The following is a 20,089-nucleotide window of genomic DNA, read 5'->3' as shown; positions in this document are numbered from 1 at the left end:
CCGGCGCGCGATCCCTCCCGTCAGGACAGCGGCTTTCCGCGGACGTGGGAGACGACAAGTTCGGGAGCAGACGTATGCACGCCGCCGGTCGCCTTCGCTGGGAAGTCGAACAGGCCGATCATGAGCTGCATCGGATAGTCAGGCGCCTGATCACACCGGCGCACCACTTCGTCGTCGACCAAGAACGCAAGCGAGCCCGGCCGCCAATCGACGCCATACGTGTGGAACTCGGTGACGTCGAGTCCGAGCGGGTCCGCGGAGAACTCCTCGGACAAGGCCGGATCGCGGAACCGATGCAAGCCGATGCCGACATCGGCGGACGAGTCGCGGACCGCGTCACCAAATACCTCGGCGACGCAGATCTCGGCCGAGCGCTCGGGCAGGTCCTCGATACCCGACATCCAGAAGGCGAACATCGACCGCTGCGAGATGACGCCCCGCATGCGAACCTCGACCTGCCCGAAATGCGGCGTGTAGCCCCACATCGTCGGCTGCTCCTCCCGGACCTCAAGCCCTTCCCGGAACGGCTGCTGACCGATCGTGCTGCCCAGCGGTCCGGAGAAACACCCGCTCTGGATGCACGAAACGCGCAGTGGCTCGTCGTGCAAGTCGGCACACCACAGCGGCTGACTGTCAGGGATGCTCAAGTGCAGCTCACCGTCGTGCACGGAATAGGTGGCCGCCGACTGTGCGCGCGAACTCCAGTGCGGAAGGTAGTACGGAACCCAGACATCAGGATCAAGCGTCTCGCCGGTGAAACGCTCGTCGAGATCTAGGCGTGATCTGGTCATGCTCGCCAGAACCTCAGCCGGGGCGCCCGGTGGGCGGAATGTTGTGGTTGAGATGGAAGACGTTCTGCGGATCCCAGGTGTCTTTGAGCGCCGTCAACCGCGCGAGCTTCTCCGGCGGATACGCACGCCGGACCCCGGCTTGGCCCTCATCGGTCAGCACGTTGACATAGGCGCCGCTGGCGAACCGGTCGAGCGATCCGGCGTATCTCCGGGCCGCACCTATCCGCAGCTCGTCTTCCGTGGGATCCGACCAGCGCGTCGCGCTCACGAACTCGAACAGGGTGTCCCGATGGCTGAAGGCCGTGTCCTCGTCCGGCACGTCGGCGATCGCGCCGCCATAGGCTTGCAGGCTCGCTGCCGGCAGATACGGTCCATGACCGTCCGGCGTGCCCCGGAGCAGGAACGCCTCGATGGCTTCGTCCGGCAGCGACCGGACGTAGTGACCCTTCCAGTATCTGCGGAATGTATGCCCTTCGACGCTGTCGTCCATCCGCTGCAGTTCGACGTACGACGTCTCGTGTACCCGCTCCATGACCGGCTTACCGAGTGCACGCAGAGGAGGTAGGAGCCGGCGTCCTTCCTCGACGTCGCCGATCCAGACGTATCCGACGGAGGCCATCGGACGACCCTCCATGTCACCGACCCACGCGGTGAACGTCGCCGCACGCGGCGCGACCGCGTTGAGGTCGCGCCACCCGCGCAGCACAGCGGGCGCCTCGTCGAGCGCGAACCAGAGATCGACGACGAGTGCCTCGCCCACCATCGGATGCAGCTGGAACTCGAACTCGGTCACCACACCGAAGTTCCCGCCGCCTCCGCGCAGTCCCCAATACAACTCGGCATTCTCCGCGGCGCTCGCCCGGACCATGTTGCCCTCGGCGGTGACCACCTCGAACGACGCCACATTGTCGCAGGACAGCCCGAACTGCCTGGCCAGCCAGCCCATCCCACCACCGAGGGTGAGCCCGCCGACACCGGTGTGGGACACGTTCCCGGCGGTTGTCGCCAAGCCGTGCGGTTGCGTGGCCTGGTCTAAAGCGCCCAGCAGCGCACCACCTTCCACCCACGCCCGGCGACGTCGCGGATCCACCCGGACCCCGCCCATGGGCGTGAGGTCGATCATCAGGCCGTCCTCCGGCACGGCCGCGCCTAGCACGCCGTGGCCGCCGCACCGGACGCCGATCTCCAGATCGCCGTCCCGGGCGTACCGGATGGCCGTCGCCACGTCGTCCGGCGTGGCGCATCTGACAATCATCCTCGGCCGCCGGTCGACCATCGCGTTCCAGACCGCGCGCGCATCGTCGTACTCGTCGTCGTCCCAGGTGAGGACACGCCCCTCGATCTTGCCCTCGAGCAACCTCGCGCTCACACCGCTCGTCATCGCCGAAACCCCTCCCGCCACTGCTGACAGATATGACGATGGCACGAAATCAGGGCCACCGTAAGGTCCAACCGCCCAGCGAGGCGCCGCCTGAGCGTCGCACAGTGGCCTGATTGGGTGTCGACAGCGAACAACGGCACAGAAACGGGCTGGAGAGTGTGCCCGTTTCCGTGCCGTGTCCCGCCGGTCAGGAGATCGTGAAGCTGGCCAGCCGCACGTCTCCGTCGAATACGAGATAGACGTCGCGCGTGAAAGCCGCCCCGGGCAGCGACACTGAGCCGCTGACAGTCGTGTACTCGTAGACGCCGCCCGTGCTCTCGACGCTCGCCGTGCCGGCAAGTGGCCCGGTCGGCGAGTCGAGGCGAACCTCGATCGAGCCCTCACCGGAGCCGGCGCTGGCGACCCGCGCCGTGAACGTGGTGGTCCGTTGCCGGAGCCTGGCGTCGGCGAACTTCACCCAGGCGCCGTCGTCACCTTCCACCGAGGTCCCGCGTTCCTTGCTCTCGTCCACGAGCCGGACTCCGGAGTAGTCGTCGAAGTTCACCGCGCGTGTGCTCTTCGACAGATCTCGCGGTGGGATGACCTCGCCGTTCACCCGCAGCGTCGCCTGCTGCCGGATGTCCGCCGACGACGCCCCGACCAGCACGTCGTAAACCGAGCGCTCCACGACCCACCGGTCGCGAGTCACATCCCAGCGCGCCAGTTCGGACGCGCGGAGATCGAACGTGACGGTCGTGGTCTCGCCGGGCTCGAGGGATACGCGCTGGAACTCACGCAGCGTCTTCTCGGCCACGGTGTCCCGGGATTCGCGCTGGGAGGTGTACAGCTGCACGACCTCGTCGCCCGCGTGCTCGCCGGTGTTGGTCACGTCGACGCTGACCTTGATCCTCCCGTCGCCTCCTACTGCCTTGCCGTTGGTCTTCAGCTTCGAGTACTCGAAGCCGCTGTAGGAGAGGCCGTGCCCGAACGGATATAGCGGGTTCCCGTCGTAGTACATGTAGGTCATGCCGGCGCTGATGATGTCGTAGTCGAAGATGCTCGGCAGGTCGTCGGTCCCCGAGTACCACGTCTGCGTCAGCCGTCCGGCGGGGTTGACGTCGCCGAAGAGCGCCCCGGCGATCGCGTTGCCGGTCTCCGAACCCGCGTGGGTGGTCCACAGCAGTGTGTCCGGCTGCGGCTGCATGGTGGTGGGGTAGCTGGTCTCCAGCACTACCACGGTGTTGGGGTTGGCCGCCGTCACCGCTTCGACCAGCTTTTGCTGGCTGGTTCCCAGCACCAGGGTTTCGCGGTCGTGGATCTCGCGTCCGTACACGAACGGCTGGCTGCCGACGACGACGACCGCCGCGTCGGCACCGGCAGAAGCGGCCACGGCGCTGTCGATGCCGCTGTTGACCACGTCAGCCTCGAACCGTGCGGCATCGGCCTTCGAGCCGGTGCCTACCGTGCCGTCGGCCGCCACCGTGATGTAGTGCTCGGGGATCCACCACCAGCCCTCGTTGGTCTCATAGCCCACATACTGGATGACGTAGGTGCCGTCCTCCTGCTCCTCGAGCCGGAATTGCTGCTGGACGTACCAGCCGCCGGGCTCCTCGGAGGAGGTGTTGTACGCGCCGCCGTCGCCGGTCAGGTACCGGCCGTTCTCGGCGTTGCGCAGGGTGGCGTAGTCGGCCATCCACTCGTTGAAGTCCCACTGCGACGCCTCCGTGGCGTCGTCCGTAGCGACGACTCGGTCGCCGGTTCCGGTGCCCGTCGCCGTCAGGTAGTGGCCTGTCTCGACGTCCCGGAATGTCAGCCGGTCGATGCCTTCGACGCCGACGACGTCCGCGTCGCCGCCGAGCCGCTGCTCGATGCCGTCGAGAGGTGTCACCTCATACGGCATCGTCCCGCCGTACCAGTCGCTGAACAGCGTGTCGTGCAGCGGTCCGATCACAGCGACACTGCCGGTGGCGTCAGGGTCTAGCGGAAGCGTCCCGGCCGCGTTGTCGAGCAGCACCAGCGCCTCCTCGGCGGTCCGCCGGTTCAGCTCGCGATGCGCCGGCGTGTCGAGAGCCTCTTCCCCGATGTGCCCGTACGGCCCGCCGTCTGGGTCGAAGTGGCCGAGCCGGAACCGGACCGAGAGAACGTTGCGCACGGACTCGTCCACGTCGGCAATGCTCAGATATCCCTTGTCGAGCGCGGATTTCAGGAACGCCGTGGTGGGGCCTGCGTCGCTGCCGTCAACGGTGAATCCGTCCAGGCCGGCCTTGAGCACGGCCGCGTACGCCTCGTCGTGATCGTCGAAGTACTCCTGAAGCTCCACCAGGGCGCGCGGGCCCCAGGCATCGCTCACGTTGTACAGGTCCTTGTCGGTCCACGAGCGCACGACCTCGTCGATGTCCGGGTCGACGTGGGTGGGGCGGCCGTTGACCATGTTGTACGAGGCCATCACACCGGTGGCGGCGTCGGCCTCGATCGCGTGCTTGAACGCGGCCTGCGCGTACTCGTGCTTGACGCGCGGCGGCAGGTTCGAGGAGGTCAGGCTCCGGTCTGCCTCATTGTTGTAGCCGTAGAAGTGCTTCAGCACCGGCGCGACCTTCAGATGATCGGGATCGTCACCCGAGAGGCCCTTGCCGTAAGCCGTGGAGATCGCCCCCGTCAGCAGCGGGTCCTCCGAGTACCCTTCCTCGTTGCGTCCCCACCGGGGATCGCGCAGCAGGTCCACGACGGGCGCCCAGACCTGCAGGCCCCAGAGCACCGGATCGATCGAGTTGTAGGCCCGCAGCTCGTCGCCGACCGCCGAGCCGACCTCGGTGATCAGGTCCGGATTCCACGTGCTGGCCAGTCCTACCGCCTGCGGGAACACCGTCGCCCGGGTGGCGAGCACCTGATCCCAGTTGTCGTTGAGGTCGTTGGACCAGGCCACGCCGTGCAGCGCTTCGGTTCCGGCTTTGAAATAGGGGATGCCAAGCCGTGGGATCGGCTCCTGGGACTGGTGCAGGAGCGAGAGCTTCTCGTCCAGCGTCAGGCGGGACAGCAGATCGTCGACCCGCTCGTCGAGTGGCAGGTCAGGATCCTTGAACGGCAGCTCCGCGTCCTGGGCTCCGGCCATCGGAGCTTGCATCAGGCCCACCGCGAGCAACGGGACGGCGAGCACGCCCAGAATCGTGGTGGCTCTGCGGCGTTTCCCAGGGTTCGTACGGGGCGTCCGTCGAAGGGACATACGACTCATCGGCTTCGATCCTCTCGGTCGAGGTCGCCGCCATGAGCGTCGGCGGCGACGAGTGAACAGGGCGGAGATTCGAGACTTTGTCGAAGCGCTTCGAATCTGGCACAGGAAGCCTGCGAGGTCAAGGTTACGTTTCAGTAACGACATCCTTGCCGGTGCGGATGCGCGCACCGAGATGGCGGCGTCGTCGCAGGTCAACAGGGTCAGCAAGGACAGCGCTCAGCGAGTCGGCGCTCCCGCACGGGCTCATGGCTGTACTCTGCATCGTGTTACGCGAGTGCAATCCGCCCTGGTTCGCCGAGCCGTTCGGCTAACCGCTTCGACAATCTCCGGGATGGTCACCGTGCCGCCGAGAATGATCGACGTCGCCAAGCGTGCCGATGTCGCGCTCAGCACCGTCTCGTACGCGCTGAATGGAACCCGCCCGGTTTCTGCCAGTACCCGGCGGCGCATCATGCGCGCCATGGAGGAGCTCGGCTACCGGCCGAATGCCCTAGCTCGCGGCCTGGCAAGCAAGCGGACCCGTATCCTCGCCCTACTGTTCCCCACACCCGAGCGAGGCTTGGGCGTCACCGAGATGGAGTTCGTCACCGGGGCTGCCGATGCCGCCCGCGAGCACGGCTACCACCTCATGCTCGCGCCCAGCGAGCTGCGCGACATCCATGAGCTCGAGCACCTCACCGGCCAGGGCCTCATCGACGGCGCCCTGGTGATGGAGGTCCGCCTGGACGACGAGCGGGTCGATCTGCTCGGCCAGGCCGGCCTCCCGTTCAGCATGATCGGACGGACAAGTGACCCCGGCACCATCAGCTACGCCGACATCGACTTTGAGCAGACCACGCGGGACGCCATCGCGCACCTGATGGAGCTGGGGCACCGTTGTGTCGGCTTCCTCAACCACTCACCGTCGGCGCTGTCCGTCGGCTACGGCCCGACGGTCCGCGCGGCCGAGGGTTTCCGCCGGGCTGCCTCCGACGCTGGAATCGCCCACATCGAGCGGCCCTGCGGGGACAACGCGGCCGCCGGCAAGGCGGCCTTTCACGAGCTGCGGGCCTCTAGCCCCGAGCTCACCGCGCTCGTCGTGATGAACGAGCGCGCGGTGATCGGCGTGATGAACGCCCTGGACGAGATCAGCTGGCGGGTTCCCGACGACTTCTCCATCGTCTCGATCGTCTCCTCGACCAGGGTCACCGAGATGATGCGGCCACAGCTGACCACGCTCGAACCGCCGAGCACCGAACTGGGCCGGCTGGGCGTCCAGATACTTCTCGACCAGCTCGAGAGGCCGCACGACGAGCCGCTACCGCCCACCCAGAAGCTCCTGCCCTGCCGGCTTGTCGTCGGCGCCAGCTCCGGCCCGCCTCCGGCGCGTTGATACTCCTGTACTGATCGGCAGGCATGGGCACGAGATCTGCGGCGCTGTTCACAATCGGGGTTTCATTTCGGGCCTGATTTCGTCCTATCCTGACGCATCGGCATCTCTACTGAGTCACATGGCGACGCCCGTGGTGCAGAGCAGTTCCGCGCCCCACCACGGGCGGACCAGAGCACTGCCTGGCGCGCACGCGTAAGCCGGCGTCACGCCTGCCGCATCGGCGTCGCGCTGCTCTTCGTGGGCCTCGTCGCCGTGGGAGGGATCGCCGTGCTGCCGTCGGCGCTGCCCAGCCTGGTCGACGGAATGAGCCAGAACCCGTGGGCTCCGGTGTTCGTGGGCGCGAGCTGGCTCCTCGCAACGGTCTCGGCGATCGTCGGCAAGCGTTTCATCGCCGCAGGTCACCTTGGCTGGCTGGGCGCTACCACCGCACACATCGGCGGCACGGTCACCAATCGCGTGGTGCCCGGGGGCGTGGGTGCGGCCGGCGTCTTCCTGGCCGCCCTGCGCAAGGGAGGCGCCTCCACCACCGCCGCTGCGGCCGTCGTCGCGCTGTGGGCTGCCGCGGGTGCGGTGGCCCACGTCGGCGGGCTCATCTTCGGCGCAGCGTGGCTTCAGGGAGGCGCGCCGCTGGTCGGTGTCGTCATCCTGGCTAGTGGAGCGCTTGCGCTCACCGGACCCTCGATCGCCCGCCAGATCGGCCGGGCCGCCAAGGGCGTCACGCACCGGTGGCGCGTACCACCGTGGCGGCGCCCACATGCGAAACAATCGGACTCGAGCCCGAACGGCGTGGTGCCGGGGGACCCCACTCGGAGACGCACGAGGCAGACGATCGCCGAACGTGTGCGGCATGCTCTCTCCGCCGCCGGGGACGTCGTCGCCGCAGCTCGCGCGCGGCCGGTGATGGCCGCGGGCGCCCTGGCCGCGCAGGTGGTCGCCATGCTCTGCCTCGCCGTGGGGTTCGCCACCGCAGTGAACAGCTTCGGCGTGCCGGTCAGCGTCGCCGCCGGAATGGCTTCCTATGCGGCCGGAACGGCGCTCTCCGCGACCGTGCCGACGCCCGCCGGCATCGGCTCCACCGAGGCGACCCTTGTCGGCGCGCTCGTCGTGGCCGGTGCCACGGTCAGCGAAGCACTGCCGACCGTGCTGCTCTTCCGCGCCGTCATCCTGCTGGCGCCGGTGATCGTCGCCGCCCTGATCGCAGGCGTGTGGCTGGCCACCAGGCGACGCATGGACCGAACCGCGCCGAACACGCCACTGATGCTGCAACCGGCAACCCCCACAGAGCCGACTCCCCTGCACTGACCCGGAGCCCGACCCAGCCATCCGGCTCGTTTTCCCACGACGATCATCACAACCGGCCGCCGATCGGCCAAACCTCCCACGACGATCATCACGCACGGTGTGGAACCAGCCGTGCGAGTTCCGGCCGGCCCAATCGGCAGATCCGTTCACGACTCGCCTCACGACCGCAGGATCACCAGGACTCCCGGCGCTTTCTCACACGGCACACCACACGATGGAACGGTCACCCAGGACCTTCGCCCTTTCCACCCGGCACACCCCCAGAACGCAGAGCCAGCACCATCCGACGGGCCAGGCAGCCGCGCCCATGCCGCCCGTCTACCTCAACACCTCGGCTGACACCGCACGACGGCCTACTCGCGGTAAGCCCGCCCACCAGACGGTTCCGCACGTGCACTTTCACGTGGCCGCCACCCTTGACGACGGCGGTACGAGGTGGGGCCCCGGTGCCGGCGCTGACAGTGGCGGAGACCGACTCCATCGCCGCTCGACTACGCATGGCTGCTCACGAAGCGCCGTAGGGGACGTCACTGACCGGCTGTGCTGGGCTGGTTCCATGAAAGCTTGGTGTCGCCCTGACAACACCACGCTTCCTCGGAACCAGATCGGCACAACACCACGCTTCCTCGGAGCCAGACCCGCGCACGCGAGATATCACCCGGGCCAGCGCGTGGCACCGAGCTCCCTGGAGATCGTCCTCGCCGTGGTCCGGACGGCTTCGGTCACGGCGTCGCTGACCGGCCATTCCGTGGTGGGAACGACGACGGCCACCGCGCCGACGGCCAGGCCGGTCGAATCGAACACGGCACCGGCCACGCACGACTCACCGAGGACGGCCTCGTCGCACTCGAAGGCAAGACCGGTCTTGCGCACGTCGGCCAACTGTCTGCGGAACTCGTCAGGGTCGGCGACGGTTGCTCCGGTCATGCTTCGCAGCGGTGGGCCAGCCAGTAAGACGTCGGTCTCGTCGGGCAGGAACGCCAGCATCGCCTTGCCGAGTGCGCTCGCATTGGCGGGGATGACGATGCCCACCTCGGGCATCTGCCGGCTTCCGTCGGGTCGCGGCTCATGGTGGATGATGACGACGTCCTCGGCCATCAGTACACCTACGCGCACAGCAAAGCCGGTCCGGCGCCCCAGCTCTTCGGCCCAGGCCATCGACCGGGAGCGCAGCTCCAGTGTATCCAGGTACACGTTGCCGAGACGCAGTACCGCCGGCCCGAGTTGGTAGCGGCTGGAGCTGCGGTCCTGGACCACCATCCCGTGCGCCACGAGAGTGCGCACGATGCCGTGGACCGTGGGCGGAGGTAGCTCCAGCCGCTCGGCGAGTTCGGACAGGCTCATCCGCCGTGCGCCCTGCAACGCGGTGAGAACACGGATGGCGCGGTCGACCGACTGGATCACCTGAAGCCTCGCAGATTCATCGTCGCTTACCTCTTGCCACAAGTGAAACATAGCCGTAATGTTCGAGCATCATTCGACAATGCCGAATGTAATTCGGCCAGTACGGGCCAATGGAGGTCCTGGATGGAAGGTCTACGAACGCCGCAGAAGTTGGCGGCAGAGGTACTCGGCACGGCGTTCCTGGTGTTCGTGGGCGTCGGGGCCGTACCGGCCACGCTCATCGTCAACGGGGACAGCCCATTCACCATGGCTGACCTGGGGATCATCTCGTTCGCGTTCGGCACGGTGGTGGTCGCCACGGTGTACGCGTTCGGGCACGTCTCCGGCAACCACATCAACCCCGCCGTCACCATCAGCCTGGCCGTCACCGGCCAGTTCCCGTGGCGGAAGGTTCCCGAGTACATCGCCGCGCAGCTGGTGGGCGCGGTGCTCGGCTCGCTCGCGATCATCGGCGTCCTCGGCAGCCGAGCCAGTGACCTCGGCTTGGGCATCGCCGCCTACGGCGACGGCGTGGAGGCCGGCCAGGCGTTCACAGCCGAGTTCGTCGGCACGTTCATCCTGGTGCTCACCGTCTTGATGGTGATCCACCGCAACGCCGCTCCGGGTTTCGCGGGTGTGGCCATCGGCCTGGTGGTCTTCGCTGCCATCATTCCCGTGGCGCCGGCCACCGGCGCCTCCATCAATCCGGCCCGCACGCTGGGCCCGATGATCATCCAGCAACTGTGGGGCGGCGACGTGCAGTGGGGACAGGCGCCCGTCTACCTTGCGGCGGAGATCGCCGCCGGCATCGCCGCGGCGGCCGTCTACATGGCCCTCACCCGGATACGTGACATTCCCGAGATCGCCATGCCGGTCCAGGCCACAAAGCCGGCCCCCGAATCCGAGTCCGCGCCGGCCTGACCGGCCCCGCCGAGCCAGTGGAGTGACCATGAAGAAGCTGATCAACGAGCCCGCCGACGTCGTCAGCGAGGCCCTCCTCGGGATCGAGGCCGCTCATCCCGAGCTGAAGATCGACCACGCCAGCAAGGTGATCTATCGGGGCGACGCCCCGGTGAGCGGCAAGGTGGCGCTGATCTCCGGCGGCGGATCCGGGCACGAACCCCTGCACGGCGGCTTCGTCGGCCCGGGCATGCTCGACGCCGCCTGCGCGGGTGAGATGTTCACCTCCCCCGTGCCTGAGCAAATGCTCACCGCGACGAAGGCCGTGGACGGCGGTGCGGGTGTCGTGCATATCGTGAAGAACTACACCGGTGACGTCATGAACTTCGAGATGGCGGCCGAGCTCGCGGCCGCCGAGGCGGGCATCGACGTGGTCTCGGTGGTGACCGACGACGACGTCGCGGTTCAGGACAGCCTGTACACCGCCGGGCGCCGCGGCGTCGGCGTCACCGTGATCCTGGAGAAGATCGTCGGGGCGGCGGCCGAGCAGGGACGCCCGCTCGCCGAGGTCGCCGACATCGCGAAGCTGGTCAACGCCAATGGCCGGAGCATGGGCATGGCCCTGACGTCGTGCACCGTCCCCGCCGCGGGCAAGCCGACGTTCGAGCTCGCCGAGGACGAGATGGAGATCGGCATCGGCATCCACGGCGAGCCAGGGCGACGGCGGGTGCCTCTCGCGCCGGCCAAGGAGATCGCCGAGATGCTGGTCGAGCCGATCCTAAGCGACCTGCCGTTCACCAGCGGCGACCCGGTGATCGCCTTCGTCAATGGCATGGGCGGCACGCCGCTCATCGAGCTCTACCTGATGTACAACGAGGTCGCCCGCATCCTCGGCGGGCACGGCGTCGGGATCGCGCGCTCGCTGGTCGGTCCCTACATCACCTCGCTGGAGATGGCGGGGTGCTCCGTCACTCTCGTCAAGGCGACCGATGACCTGCTGGCGCTGTGGGACGCGCCGGTCAACACACCTGCACTGCGATGGGGAGTCTGAACATGTCCGAAACCGCCACCCTGTCCGGGCTGAACGCCTGGGTCCGTGAGTTCGCCGCCCTGGTCGACGAGCACAAGGAGGAGCTGACCAGGCTCGACTCCGCCATCGGCGACGGAGACCACGGGATCAACATGGAACGCGGGATGGCGGCAGTGCTCGCGGCGCTGGACGGTGCCGAGACCCCGTCCAGTGCCGCGTTACTCAAGAATGTTGGGATGACGCTGGTCAGCGCCGTCGGAGGCGCAAGCGGGCCGCTGTATGGCACGTTCTTCCTCCGGCTTGCCTCGGCCTGTGGCGAGGTCACAGAGGTCGACGCCGACACCTTCGCCAAGGCGGTACGCGCAGGGCTCGACGGCATCGTCGCCCGCGGCAAGGCCGAATCCGGAGACAAGACGATGTACGACGCTCTCGCCCCCGCCGCCGACGCCCTCGACGAGGCGCTGGCCGGCGGGTCCAGCCTCCGGGCCGCGCTGGAGGCCGCCGCGGACGCCGCTGAGGCAGGGCGCGACGCCACATCTCCGATGCCCGCCCGCAAGGGCCGTGCCTCCTATCTTGGGGAACGCAGTGTCGGGCACCAGGATCCCGGCGCCACGAGCGCCGCACTGCTGTTCCGGGCTGCCGCGTCGGTGCTGGGCTGAGTCATGGTCGGAATCGTCGTCGTCTCCCACAGCCATGCCCTGGCCCGGGCAGCCACCGAGATCGCACGCGAGATGCTGCACGGCCGGGACGTGCGCATCGCCCTCGCGGCGGGTCTTGACGAGCACACGTTCGGCACCGACGCCGTCCAGGTTCAGGAAGCGATCGAGAAGGTCGACGGGGAGGATGGCGTCCTCGTCCTGATGGACCTGGGAAGCGCCCTGCTCTCTGCGGAGCTCGCCTTGGACCTCGTCGACCCCGGCGTGGCGGCGCGGGTGCGCCTGTGCGCGGCCCCGCTGGTCGAGGGTCTCGTCGCTGCCACCGTGGCGGCCGCCGGTGGCGCCACTCTGGCGGAGGTCGAGTCGGAGGCAGTGGCCGCGCTGGCCGGGAAGCAGGCGCACCTTCATCCCGGTCCGGCCGCCGGCGCCAGTTCGGCCGTCGACGAGGATCACGGCGACGCGGACGCGCGGGCCACGTTCACCGTCGCCAACCGGCACGGCCTGCATGCCCGGCCCGCGGCCAGGCTTGCCGGCGAGGTGCGAACGCTGGATGCACGAGTACAGCTGCGCAATCTCACCACCGAGTCTCCCGCCGTGCCCGGCGCCAGCCTCAGCCGGGTCGCCACGCTCGGAGCCCTGCGCGGGCACGAGATCGAGGTGACCGCGACCGGAAGCCAGGCCAAGGAGGCTGTCGACCACGTGCTGGCCCTGGCCGCCCGGCAGTTCGACGAGGCGGACGACGACCCCGGCGACGACGGCTCCAGCGCCGCTCACCCGGGGCTGTCGAGCGGTGTGGCCGGCGGCGCCACGGCGATCGGCTCAGGCGATGGGCCGTACCCCGCGTCTCCCGGCATCGCGGCCGGTCCGGCCTGGACACCCGGAACGTCGGTCATCAAGCTCACCGCGGAGGATCTGGCGCCGGCCGCGGATCCCACCGCCGAGTGGCGGCGGATCCGCAGCGCGCTGGCCACGGTTCGCCGGGAGACAGTGCAGACGCGCGCCCGGACCGCGCGGGAACTCGGCGAGTTCGAGGCCGCCGTCTTCGACGCACACCTGATGCTGATGGACGACAGCGAGCTTCTCGACGACGTCCGCCGCCGGGTGAACGACGGAGCCTCCGCCCCGCACGCCTGGTCGACGACGGTGAAGGCCGTCGCGGAGGACCTCTCCGCACTCACCGACGAGTATCTGCGCGCCCGCGCGGAGGACGTTCGAGCCGTCCACGATCAGGTGCTACTCGCCTTGCTCGGCCGCTCCTCCGCGTTCGAACCACGTCCCGGAGTCCTCGTGGCGGCGGATCTCACCCCGGCACAGGCCGCGCTCCTCGACCGCGACGTCGTCTCCGGCATCGTCCTGGCCTACGGCAGTCCGACGTCGCACAGCGCCATCCTGGCGCGCTCGCGTGGCATCCCGGCCGTCGTCGGCGCCGGCGCTCAGGTGCTGGCCACACCGGAGGACACCATCGTGGCGCTCGACGGTGAGACGGGTCAGCTCGTCGTCGATCCCGATGCCGAGACTCTCATCGAGTTCAAGAGCCGTGCAGCAGACCGGGAGCTGCGCCTCGACGAGGCGATGGCCGCGGCCGCGCAACCCGCGCTCACGCGAGACGGCACCGAGATCCACGTCGCGGGCAACGTGGGATGCGTGGCAGACGCAGTCGCCGCTACCGACCACGGCGCGGACCTCGCCGGGCTGATCCGCACCGAGTTCCTGTTCCTGGGGCGTGACTCGGCGCCGTCGGTCGACGAGCAGGAGGAGGCCTACCGGGCGGTGGTCACCGCGCTGTCCGGGCGGCGTGCGATCATCCGCACCCTCGACGTCGGCGGCGACAAGCCGCTGCCCTACGTTGACCAGCCGATCGAGGCCAATCCGTTCCTCGGCGTGCGTGGGCTCCGGCTCGCACTGGCCCGCCCGGAACTGTTGCGGGACCAGTTGCGCGCGATCTGCCGGGTCGCCGCCGACCATCCGGTCAGCATCATGTTTCCGATGGTGAGCGCCGTCGACGAGCTCCTGGCCGCACGCCGGATCCTGGACGAGGTCCTCGCTGAAGCCGGCGGCGGAACGGAAGGTACCCGCCCCGATGACCTCGAGGTGGGCATCATGATCGAGGTCCCGTCCGCGGCGCTCAAGGCTGCGATCTTCGTTCCGCACGTCGACTTCTTCAGCATCGGGACGAACGATCTCACCCAGTACACGCTCGCCGCCGAACGCGGCAACGACGCTCTGTCGACGCTGGCCGACCCGCTCGACCCCGGTGTCCTCCGCCTCATCGATTCGGTGTGCCGGGCTGCCGCAAGCACGGACACCCGGGTTGCCGTCTGCGGCGAGGTGGCCTCGGACCCCGTCGCCGCGCCACTGCTGCTCGGCCTCGGCGTGGATGAGCTCAGCGTCGGCCCGTACGCCGTGCCCGTGGTCAAGCAAGCTGTGCGTCAACTCGACCTACGGCACTGCCAAGACCTCGCTGCCCGAGCCCTGGACTCGGTCTCAGCAGCTGACGTGCGCTCGATGATCACCGGCTGAGATGGAGCCTGGTGGCTTCCGCCAGTGCCGGACCACTAACGTGAGACGACGGCGGGCCAGCCGGGCCGATCGAGCCGAGGCAGAGAGGATTGCCTGTACATGAAAGTTCAGCGCAGCGCGCTCGTGGTGCGCGGCGGCTGGGAGGGCCACTCCCCCGTCGAAGCGACAGACCTGTTCATCCCGTTTCTCAAGGACCACGGCTTCGCCGTGCGGGTGGAGGGCAGCCCGGGCGTGTACGCCGACTCGTCGTACATGACAGATGTCGATCTCATCGTGCAGTGCAACACCATGGCCACCATCGAGGACGCTGAGTTCACCGGTCTCGAGGCCGCGATCCGGCAGGGCGCCGGGTTCGCCGGCTGGCACGGGGGCATCGCCGACTCCTACCGGAACACGTCGGACTATCTCCACCTGGTAGGTGGGCAGTTCGCCAGTCATCCCGGCAAGCACCCCGATGAGCGGGTGGGCGACGGGCCGGAGAACAACTACGTCCCGTACACCGTCAACATCACCGAGCTGGGACGCGACCACGAGATCACGCGAGGCATCGACGACTTCGATCTCGTCACCGAGCAGTACTGGGTGCTGTCCGACAACCTCAACGACGTCTTGGCTACCACTACGCAGAAGGCACGCCCGTGGGATCCGTGGCACCGCGAGGTCACGTCGCCGGCGGTATGGACCCGGCTCTGGGGGGAGGGCAGGGTGTTCGTCGCCACGCCGGGGCACAGCGTCGACGTCCTGGAGGACACCAATGTCCGCACCATCATCGAGAGAGGTCTCCTGTGGGCAAGCCGCTCGACGTAGGCATCGTCGGCCTCGGCAACATCTCGGCGCAGTACATGACGACCCTTGCGGACCTGCCCCAACTCCGCCTGGTCGCTGTCGCCGACCTGGCACACCACCGGGCCGAGGAGGTCGCGGCCGCCCGGGGCGGAGTACAGGCTCTCGATGTCGACCAGCTCATCGCGCACCCCGCCGTCGACGTCGTGCTCAACCTGACCGTTCCGGCGGCGCACGCGGAGATCGCGTTGCAGGCGATCGCCGCAGGCAAGGACGTCTACGGCGAGAAGCCGCTCGCGGCCACCACCGCCGAGGGCACAAAGGTGGTCGAGGCCGCGCTGGCAGCCGGCGTCAGAGTGGGGTGCGCACCGGACACCGTCCTGGGCACCGGTACGCAGACAGCACGACGTGCGATCGACGACGGTGTGATCGGCCGGCCCGTGGCCGCGACCGCCACCATGACCACACCGGGACACGAGGCCTGGCACCCGAATCCCGACTTCTACTACCAACCAGGAGGCGGCCCGCTTCTGGACATGGGTCCCTACTACGTCACCGCGCTGGTCACGCTCCTCGGCCCGGTGGCTGACGTCGTCGGCGCCGCCAGCCACACGCGGGCCAGCCGGGTGATCGGCCGCGGACCTCGTGCGGGAGAGTCGATCCCGGTAGCGGTCGACTCCCACGTGACCGGAATCCTGAGACACGCATCGGGTGCCCTGTCCACTCTGGTCATGAGCTTCGACGGAGCCAAGACCCGGGCCGCACCGATCGAGGTGCACGGCGAAGAGGCCAGCCTCACGGTTCCCGACCCGAATCAGTTCGACGGAGACGTGCTCATCCACCGGCCGGCACACGATTGGGAACTCCTCCCGCCGAGCGCCGGTTACCTGGACGGCGGGCGAGGCATCGGTCTCGCCGACCTCGCATTGACGCCGACTGGCCGCGAGCCCCGAGCCAATGCCACCCTGGCGTTGCACGTGCTCGATGTCATGGAGTCGATCCTGCGCTCAGCGGAACAGGGAGCATGGGCCGCAGTCGGCACGACGGCGGAGCGGCCCGCCCCGGTCCCGCTCAGCGCTCTCACCGGCTGAGGGGCGCCAGCGCCGCTCAGGCCTGATCGGCCATCCGATCCCGTCGGCCGAACTTCCCGCCACTCCACCTGGACTCGGCCGTGCTGGCACCGGTGTCCGGGTCTACCAGCGGCTCGACGGGTTCGCGCTCCGCGACCTTCTGGCGGAGGTACTCGATCTCCTTGCGGCGGGCCTGCGAGCGCCGGATGCCGATCATCAGCACGGCGAAGCCGGCCAACGCAATCAATCCGGTCAGTACGCCGGCGAGGAACACGCCGATGACTGTCGTGTCCACGCTGGCGTCGAACACCTGAAGCGCAACCGGGTCACCGCCTTCCAGCACCACCGCCACGACCAAGGCGATCGCCACGATGAACAGAAATATCGCCAGGGCAATCATGATCAAGTCCTCCATTCACCTCTTGGCCGCTTGCGCGGCGGGCGAGGACGTTGTCGAGCGCCTACACCACTACGCGGGTGTTACTCGAACACAGTTCCCACGAATGAAGTCGATCAAACCCCGGCACTGGAGCGCCCTGGCGCCGGTCAGCCCTTGATCGCGCCCTGAGTGATCCCGTTGACGAAGCTGCGCTGGAAGAGCAGATACACGAGCACGATCGGCGCGATGACGATCAGGCTCGCGGCGGCGAGCAGCGGAATGTCCGTGGAGTACTGGCCGACGAAGAGGCCCAGGCCGGCCGGTGCCGTCCGGCGATCCGGGTCCTGCATCATGACCAGTACCAGGAGGAACTGGTTCCACGACCACATGAAATACAGAACCGACAAGGTGGTGATCGCCGGCCAGGAGATCGGCACCAGGACCTTCACGAGTACCGCAAGATCACGAGCGCCGTCGATACGCGCAGCTTCGACCAGCTCCTCCGGGACGCTGGAGAAGTGCGATTGCATCCAATACACCCCGAAGGGCATGAACAGCGCGGCCTCGGCGAGGATGATCCCGAGGTAGGAGTTGGTCAATCCCACTTCGCGCAGGTTGAAGTACAAAGCGACGACGACGAGCTCTACCGGGATGGTCAGACCGAGGACGAACCCCACCGATAGCGCCCGATTGCCCCAGACCTTCAGGATGGCCAAGCCGTACGCGGCCAAGGTGGCGAGCACGACGGCGAGCGGGACCACACAGAATGCGATGATCACGCTGGACCGCATCAGGTTCGAGAAGTTGCCCTGCTCCCACGCCAGCGAGAAGTTCCGCCAGGACCACTCACTCGGGATGCTCAGGCCGCTGATCTGAGCACCCGGCAGGTGAAGAGCGGCCAGCATGATGCTGACGAACGGCAGCAATACGGTCACCGCCAGCGCGACCAGGAGCGTGTAGCGCACGGCGGTTCCTCCCGTGCGGGTTCTCATTTCCCCTCCCGGGCAAAGAATCGAATGGCGCTGACAATGGCGATCACGATGACGGTGAGCACGACGGCAAGAGCGCTCGCGCTGCCAATGTTGCCCTCGTTGAACGCCAGCCGGTACACGAGCAGCGCCGGGACGTTGGTCTGGCCAGCAGGCCCGCCGTTGGTGGTGACGAAGACGAGGTCGAAACTGGCCAATGCGGCGATAGTGGTGATCACCCCGGCAATGGTGATCTCTTTGCGAACGCCGGGAAGGGTGACGTGGCGGAACTGCTGGACCGCTCCCGCCCCGTCCAGCGTGGCGGCCTCGTACAGCGCGGTGTCGATCTTCTGGGCACCGCTGAGGAACAACATCATGCACAGCCCGCTCATGCACCACGTGCCGATGAGCCCGAGCGCGATGAGCGCGAGGTGATAGTCACCCAGCCATGCGCGGGTGATGCCGTCCAGTCCCACCAGCTCGAGAAGCTGATTGAGCACACCCCGGTCGCTGTAGAGCCAGCGCCATGTGATGCCGACCGCGACCAGCGGAAGCACCTGAGGAAGAAAGAACACGACGCGGAAGAACGTCATGCCCGTACGCACTCTGCCGATCAGCAGCGCCGTCATGAGCAAGCCGATCAGCACCGGGATGAACGAGAAGAAGACGATCAAGACCAGGCTGTTGAGGATCGCCTCGTACAGCGCCGGATCCCGAAAGATCCGGGTGTAGTTGTCCATGCCTGCCGAAGTCGCAGGGAGCACGCCGTCCCAAGTCAGGAAAGACAGCCGCAGTGTGCTCAGTGCGGGCCAGATGGCGAACACCGCGTACACGGCGACGGCCGGCAAGACGTAGAGCCAGCCGCGGGCTCGCCGCGCACGGCCACCCAGACCCGGGCGGCGCGTCCTGGAGGAGGCCGACCCTCCGTCGCGGGCGGAACCCGCCCGCGACGAAGAGGTCGACGTGGCCGGAACTTCAGCCATGATGCTCGTCCCACGACTCCTGCAGGGAGCCGAGGAACGCGTCGGTGGTGGTGCTGCCGCTGATGATCCCCTGAATACCTGGCGTCAGCTTGTCTATCATCCCCGGCGAAGCAAAGTCGGGGAACGGCACGATGCCGTTGTTCTCCACCACGCCGCCGAAGCTCGTGGCGATGTCCGCGCGCAGACCGTCGGCGCTCAAGTCCGCTTCCGTTTCAACCGGCATGAACCCGGTCTCGAACTGGATCCGGGCGGCCTCGGGCGAACTGAGATAGTCCAGGAATGCGGCAGCCACGTCCGGGTGCTCGGTCTTGGCGGAGATGGCATAGGCGACGCTGGCTCCGGAGGCGACGTTCACCGTGTCTCCCGTGGGACCCGGCATGAGGAAGAATCCGACGTCTTCCCCGAGTTCGGCCTCCAGCGCGGACGCTGCCCAGTTGCCCGTCACGAGGAAGGCCGACGAACCGTTGGCGAAGTCCGCTTGGGCGTCGCTGTCGGCGGTGGCGTTTGCTCCCGAGGGGATGAAACCCTCCTCGACCCATCTCGCCAACGTCTCAGTCGCCTCGGCCGCGGCCTCGTTCTCAATGCTCGCTCCGGGGGAGCCGTAGACCCAGTCACGATAGTCGTGCACGTCACCGAGGACGTTGAGAAGCGCGTTCCACACGTGGAAGCCGCCCACCTGCAAACCTCCGACGCTCAGCGCGTCGAATCCGGCGTCCTGTACCTGGGCGAAGGCCTCTTCGAGGTCCGCTAGCGTGGCCGGGACCTCACTGACTCCCGCCTCATCGAGGATCGAGGCGTTGTAGAAGACACCGAGAACGGACAGGGCTCCCGGTGCGGCGTACAAGTCCCCGGTCCCGAACTGTTCCGCGGCGTCGTCGGAGCTGAGCACTTCGAGGCTTGCCTGCGGGAATGAGCCTTCCCATCCGTAGGCATCCTTCCACGGCTCGAGACTCAGAATCAGCCCGGCGGGGACAAGGGTGTTCATGGCACCGGGGTTGTACTGCGCGATGTCCGGTGGGCTGTCGGACGACATCGCCAGCTTGATCGTCTTCACGTAGTCGCTGAACGGTGTCTGCTGCGTTTCGATCGTGACCTGAGGATGCACCTCAGTGAATCCGTCGACAAGCGCCTGCGTCGGCGGATCGTCGGTGTAGGCGAGAGTCAAGGTGACCGGCTCGTCGCCGATGGTGGTCGACGCTTCCCGCTCGGCCGAATCACCAACCTCGTCGCCGGTCGAACCGCCGGTGGTCTCGCCCGGCCCGGACGTGTCCGCGCAGGCCGCGAGGCTCATCGCACCAAGCGTGGCGATCGCGACGAACGCGCTCACCCGCCGGTTGAATCGTGTCTTCCCCATGACGTTTAC

The 20,089-nt window shown here is 67.9% G+C and carries 16 protein-coding genes; 8 read left to right on the top strand and 8 right to left on the bottom strand.

Annotated elements, in window-relative coordinates; translation table 11 throughout:
• Positions 1-20: 20 nt before the first annotated feature.
• The 3 genes from G1H11_RS13070 to G1H11_RS13060 all read right to left on the bottom strand — a co-directional run bounded on the left by G1H11_RS13070 (position 21) and on the right by G1H11_RS13060 (position 5,272).
• On the bottom strand, positions 21-791 hold the full coding sequence (locus tag G1H11_RS13070; RefSeq protein WP_163819011.1) for a glycoside hydrolase family 16 protein: 771 nt from the start codon (positions 789-791) through the stop codon (positions 21-23).
• A gap of 13 nt (positions 792-804) precedes the next feature.
• Positions 805-2,172, bottom strand: coding sequence for an FAD-binding oxidoreductase (locus G1H11_RS13065; protein ID WP_163819010.1), 1,368 nt, complete (start codon positions 2,170-2,172; stop codon positions 805-807).
• A 187-nt stretch (positions 2,173-2,359) separates the two neighbouring features.
• Entirely contained in the window at positions 2,360-5,272 is a 2,913-nt protein-coding gene (locus tag G1H11_RS13060) for a glycoside hydrolase family 3 protein (RefSeq protein WP_425501226.1), read from the bottom strand.
• A 439-nt stretch (positions 5,273-5,711) separates the two neighbouring features.
• Here G1H11_RS13060 and G1H11_RS13055 point away from each other — a divergent pair, with 439 nt between their 5' ends.
• Both G1H11_RS13055 and G1H11_RS13050 read left to right on the top strand, forming a co-directional pair.
• Positions 5,712-6,752, top strand: coding sequence for a LacI family DNA-binding transcriptional regulator (locus G1H11_RS13055; protein WP_163819009.1), 1,041 nt, complete (start codon positions 5,712-5,714; stop codon positions 6,750-6,752).
• 237 nt (positions 6,753-6,989) lie between these two features.
• A complete protein-coding gene (locus G1H11_RS13050; protein WP_163819008.1) occupies positions 6,990-8,054 on the top strand; it encodes a lysylphosphatidylglycerol synthase domain-containing protein in 1,065 nt (354 codons plus the stop codon).
• Between the two features lie 654 nt (positions 8,055-8,708).
• Here the strand turns inward: G1H11_RS13050 and G1H11_RS13045 are convergent.
• Complete coding sequence (locus G1H11_RS13045) at positions 8,709-9,458, bottom strand: IclR family transcriptional regulator domain-containing protein (protein ID WP_163819007.1); 750 nt, start codon at positions 9,456-9,458, stop codon at positions 8,709-8,711.
• 123 nt (positions 9,459-9,581) lie between these two features.
• Here G1H11_RS13045 and G1H11_RS13040 point away from each other — a divergent pair, with 123 nt between their 5' ends.
• The 6 genes from G1H11_RS13040 to G1H11_RS13015 all read left to right on the top strand — a co-directional run bounded on the left by G1H11_RS13040 (position 9,582) and on the right by G1H11_RS13015 (position 16,417).
• Positions 9,582-10,358: an MIP/aquaporin family protein gene (locus G1H11_RS13040; protein ID WP_163819006.1), complete on the top strand. Its 777-nt coding sequence runs from the start codon at positions 9,582-9,584 to the stop codon at positions 10,356-10,358.
• Positions 10,359-10,386: 28 nt separating this feature from the next.
• A complete protein-coding gene (dhaK, locus tag G1H11_RS13035; protein ID WP_163819005.1) occupies positions 10,387-11,388 on the top strand; it encodes a dihydroxyacetone kinase subunit DhaK in 1,002 nt (333 codons plus the stop codon).
• Positions 11,389-11,390: 2 nt separating this feature from the next.
• A complete protein-coding gene (dhaL, locus tag G1H11_RS13030; protein WP_163819004.1) occupies positions 11,391-12,026 on the top strand; it encodes a dihydroxyacetone kinase subunit DhaL in 636 nt (211 codons plus the stop codon).
• Between the two features lie 3 nt (positions 12,027-12,029).
• Positions 12,030-14,543: a phosphoenolpyruvate--protein phosphotransferase gene (ptsP, locus tag G1H11_RS13025; RefSeq protein ID WP_163819003.1), complete on the top strand. Its 2,514-nt coding sequence runs from the start codon at positions 12,030-12,032 to the stop codon at positions 14,541-14,543.
• Between the two features lie 99 nt (positions 14,544-14,642).
• Entirely contained in the window at positions 14,643-15,350 is a 708-nt protein-coding gene (locus tag G1H11_RS25795) for a ThuA domain-containing protein (protein ID WP_163819002.1), read from the top strand.
• Positions 15,329-16,417, top strand: coding sequence for a Gfo/Idh/MocA family protein (locus G1H11_RS13015; RefSeq protein WP_343074856.1), 1,089 nt, complete (start codon positions 15,329-15,331; stop codon positions 16,415-16,417). The genes G1H11_RS25795 and G1H11_RS13015 overlap by 22 nt, the downstream gene beginning before the upstream one ends.
• Before the next feature lie 16 nt (positions 16,418-16,433).
• On the opposite strand, the gene G1H11_RS13010 is transcribed toward G1H11_RS13015, so the two are convergent.
• The 4 genes from G1H11_RS13010 to G1H11_RS12995 all read right to left on the bottom strand — a co-directional run bounded on the left by G1H11_RS13010 (position 16,434) and on the right by G1H11_RS12995 (position 20,080).
• Positions 16,434-16,796, bottom strand: a complete 363-nt coding sequence (locus G1H11_RS13010) for a hypothetical protein (protein ID WP_163819000.1) — start codon at positions 16,794-16,796, stop codon at positions 16,434-16,436.
• A 146-nt stretch (positions 16,797-16,942) separates the two neighbouring features.
• Complete coding sequence (locus G1H11_RS13005) at positions 16,943-17,767, bottom strand: carbohydrate ABC transporter permease (RefSeq protein WP_163818999.1); 825 nt, start codon at positions 17,765-17,767, stop codon at positions 16,943-16,945.
• A complete protein-coding gene (locus G1H11_RS13000) occupies positions 17,764-18,726 on the bottom strand; it encodes a carbohydrate ABC transporter permease (RefSeq protein WP_163818998.1) in 963 nt (320 codons plus the stop codon). The genes G1H11_RS13005 and G1H11_RS13000 overlap by 4 nt, the downstream gene beginning before the upstream one ends.
• Positions 18,719-20,080 (bottom strand): ABC transporter substrate-binding protein, encoded by a 1,362-nt coding sequence (locus tag G1H11_RS12995; RefSeq protein ID WP_216843726.1) that lies wholly within the window; start codon positions 20,078-20,080, stop codon positions 18,719-18,721. Before G1H11_RS12995 ends, G1H11_RS13000 begins: the two co-directional genes overlap by 8 nt.
• Positions 20,081-20,089: the final 9 nt, after the last annotated feature.

Origin of the sequence: Phytoactinopolyspora alkaliphila (assembly GCF_010550695.1) — a bacterium.
GTDB classification, from domain to species: Bacteria; Actinomycetota; Actinomycetes; order Jiangellales; family Jiangellaceae; genus Phytoactinopolyspora; species Phytoactinopolyspora alkaliphila.
This window is presented reverse-complemented; position numbering and strand designations above follow the sequence as displayed.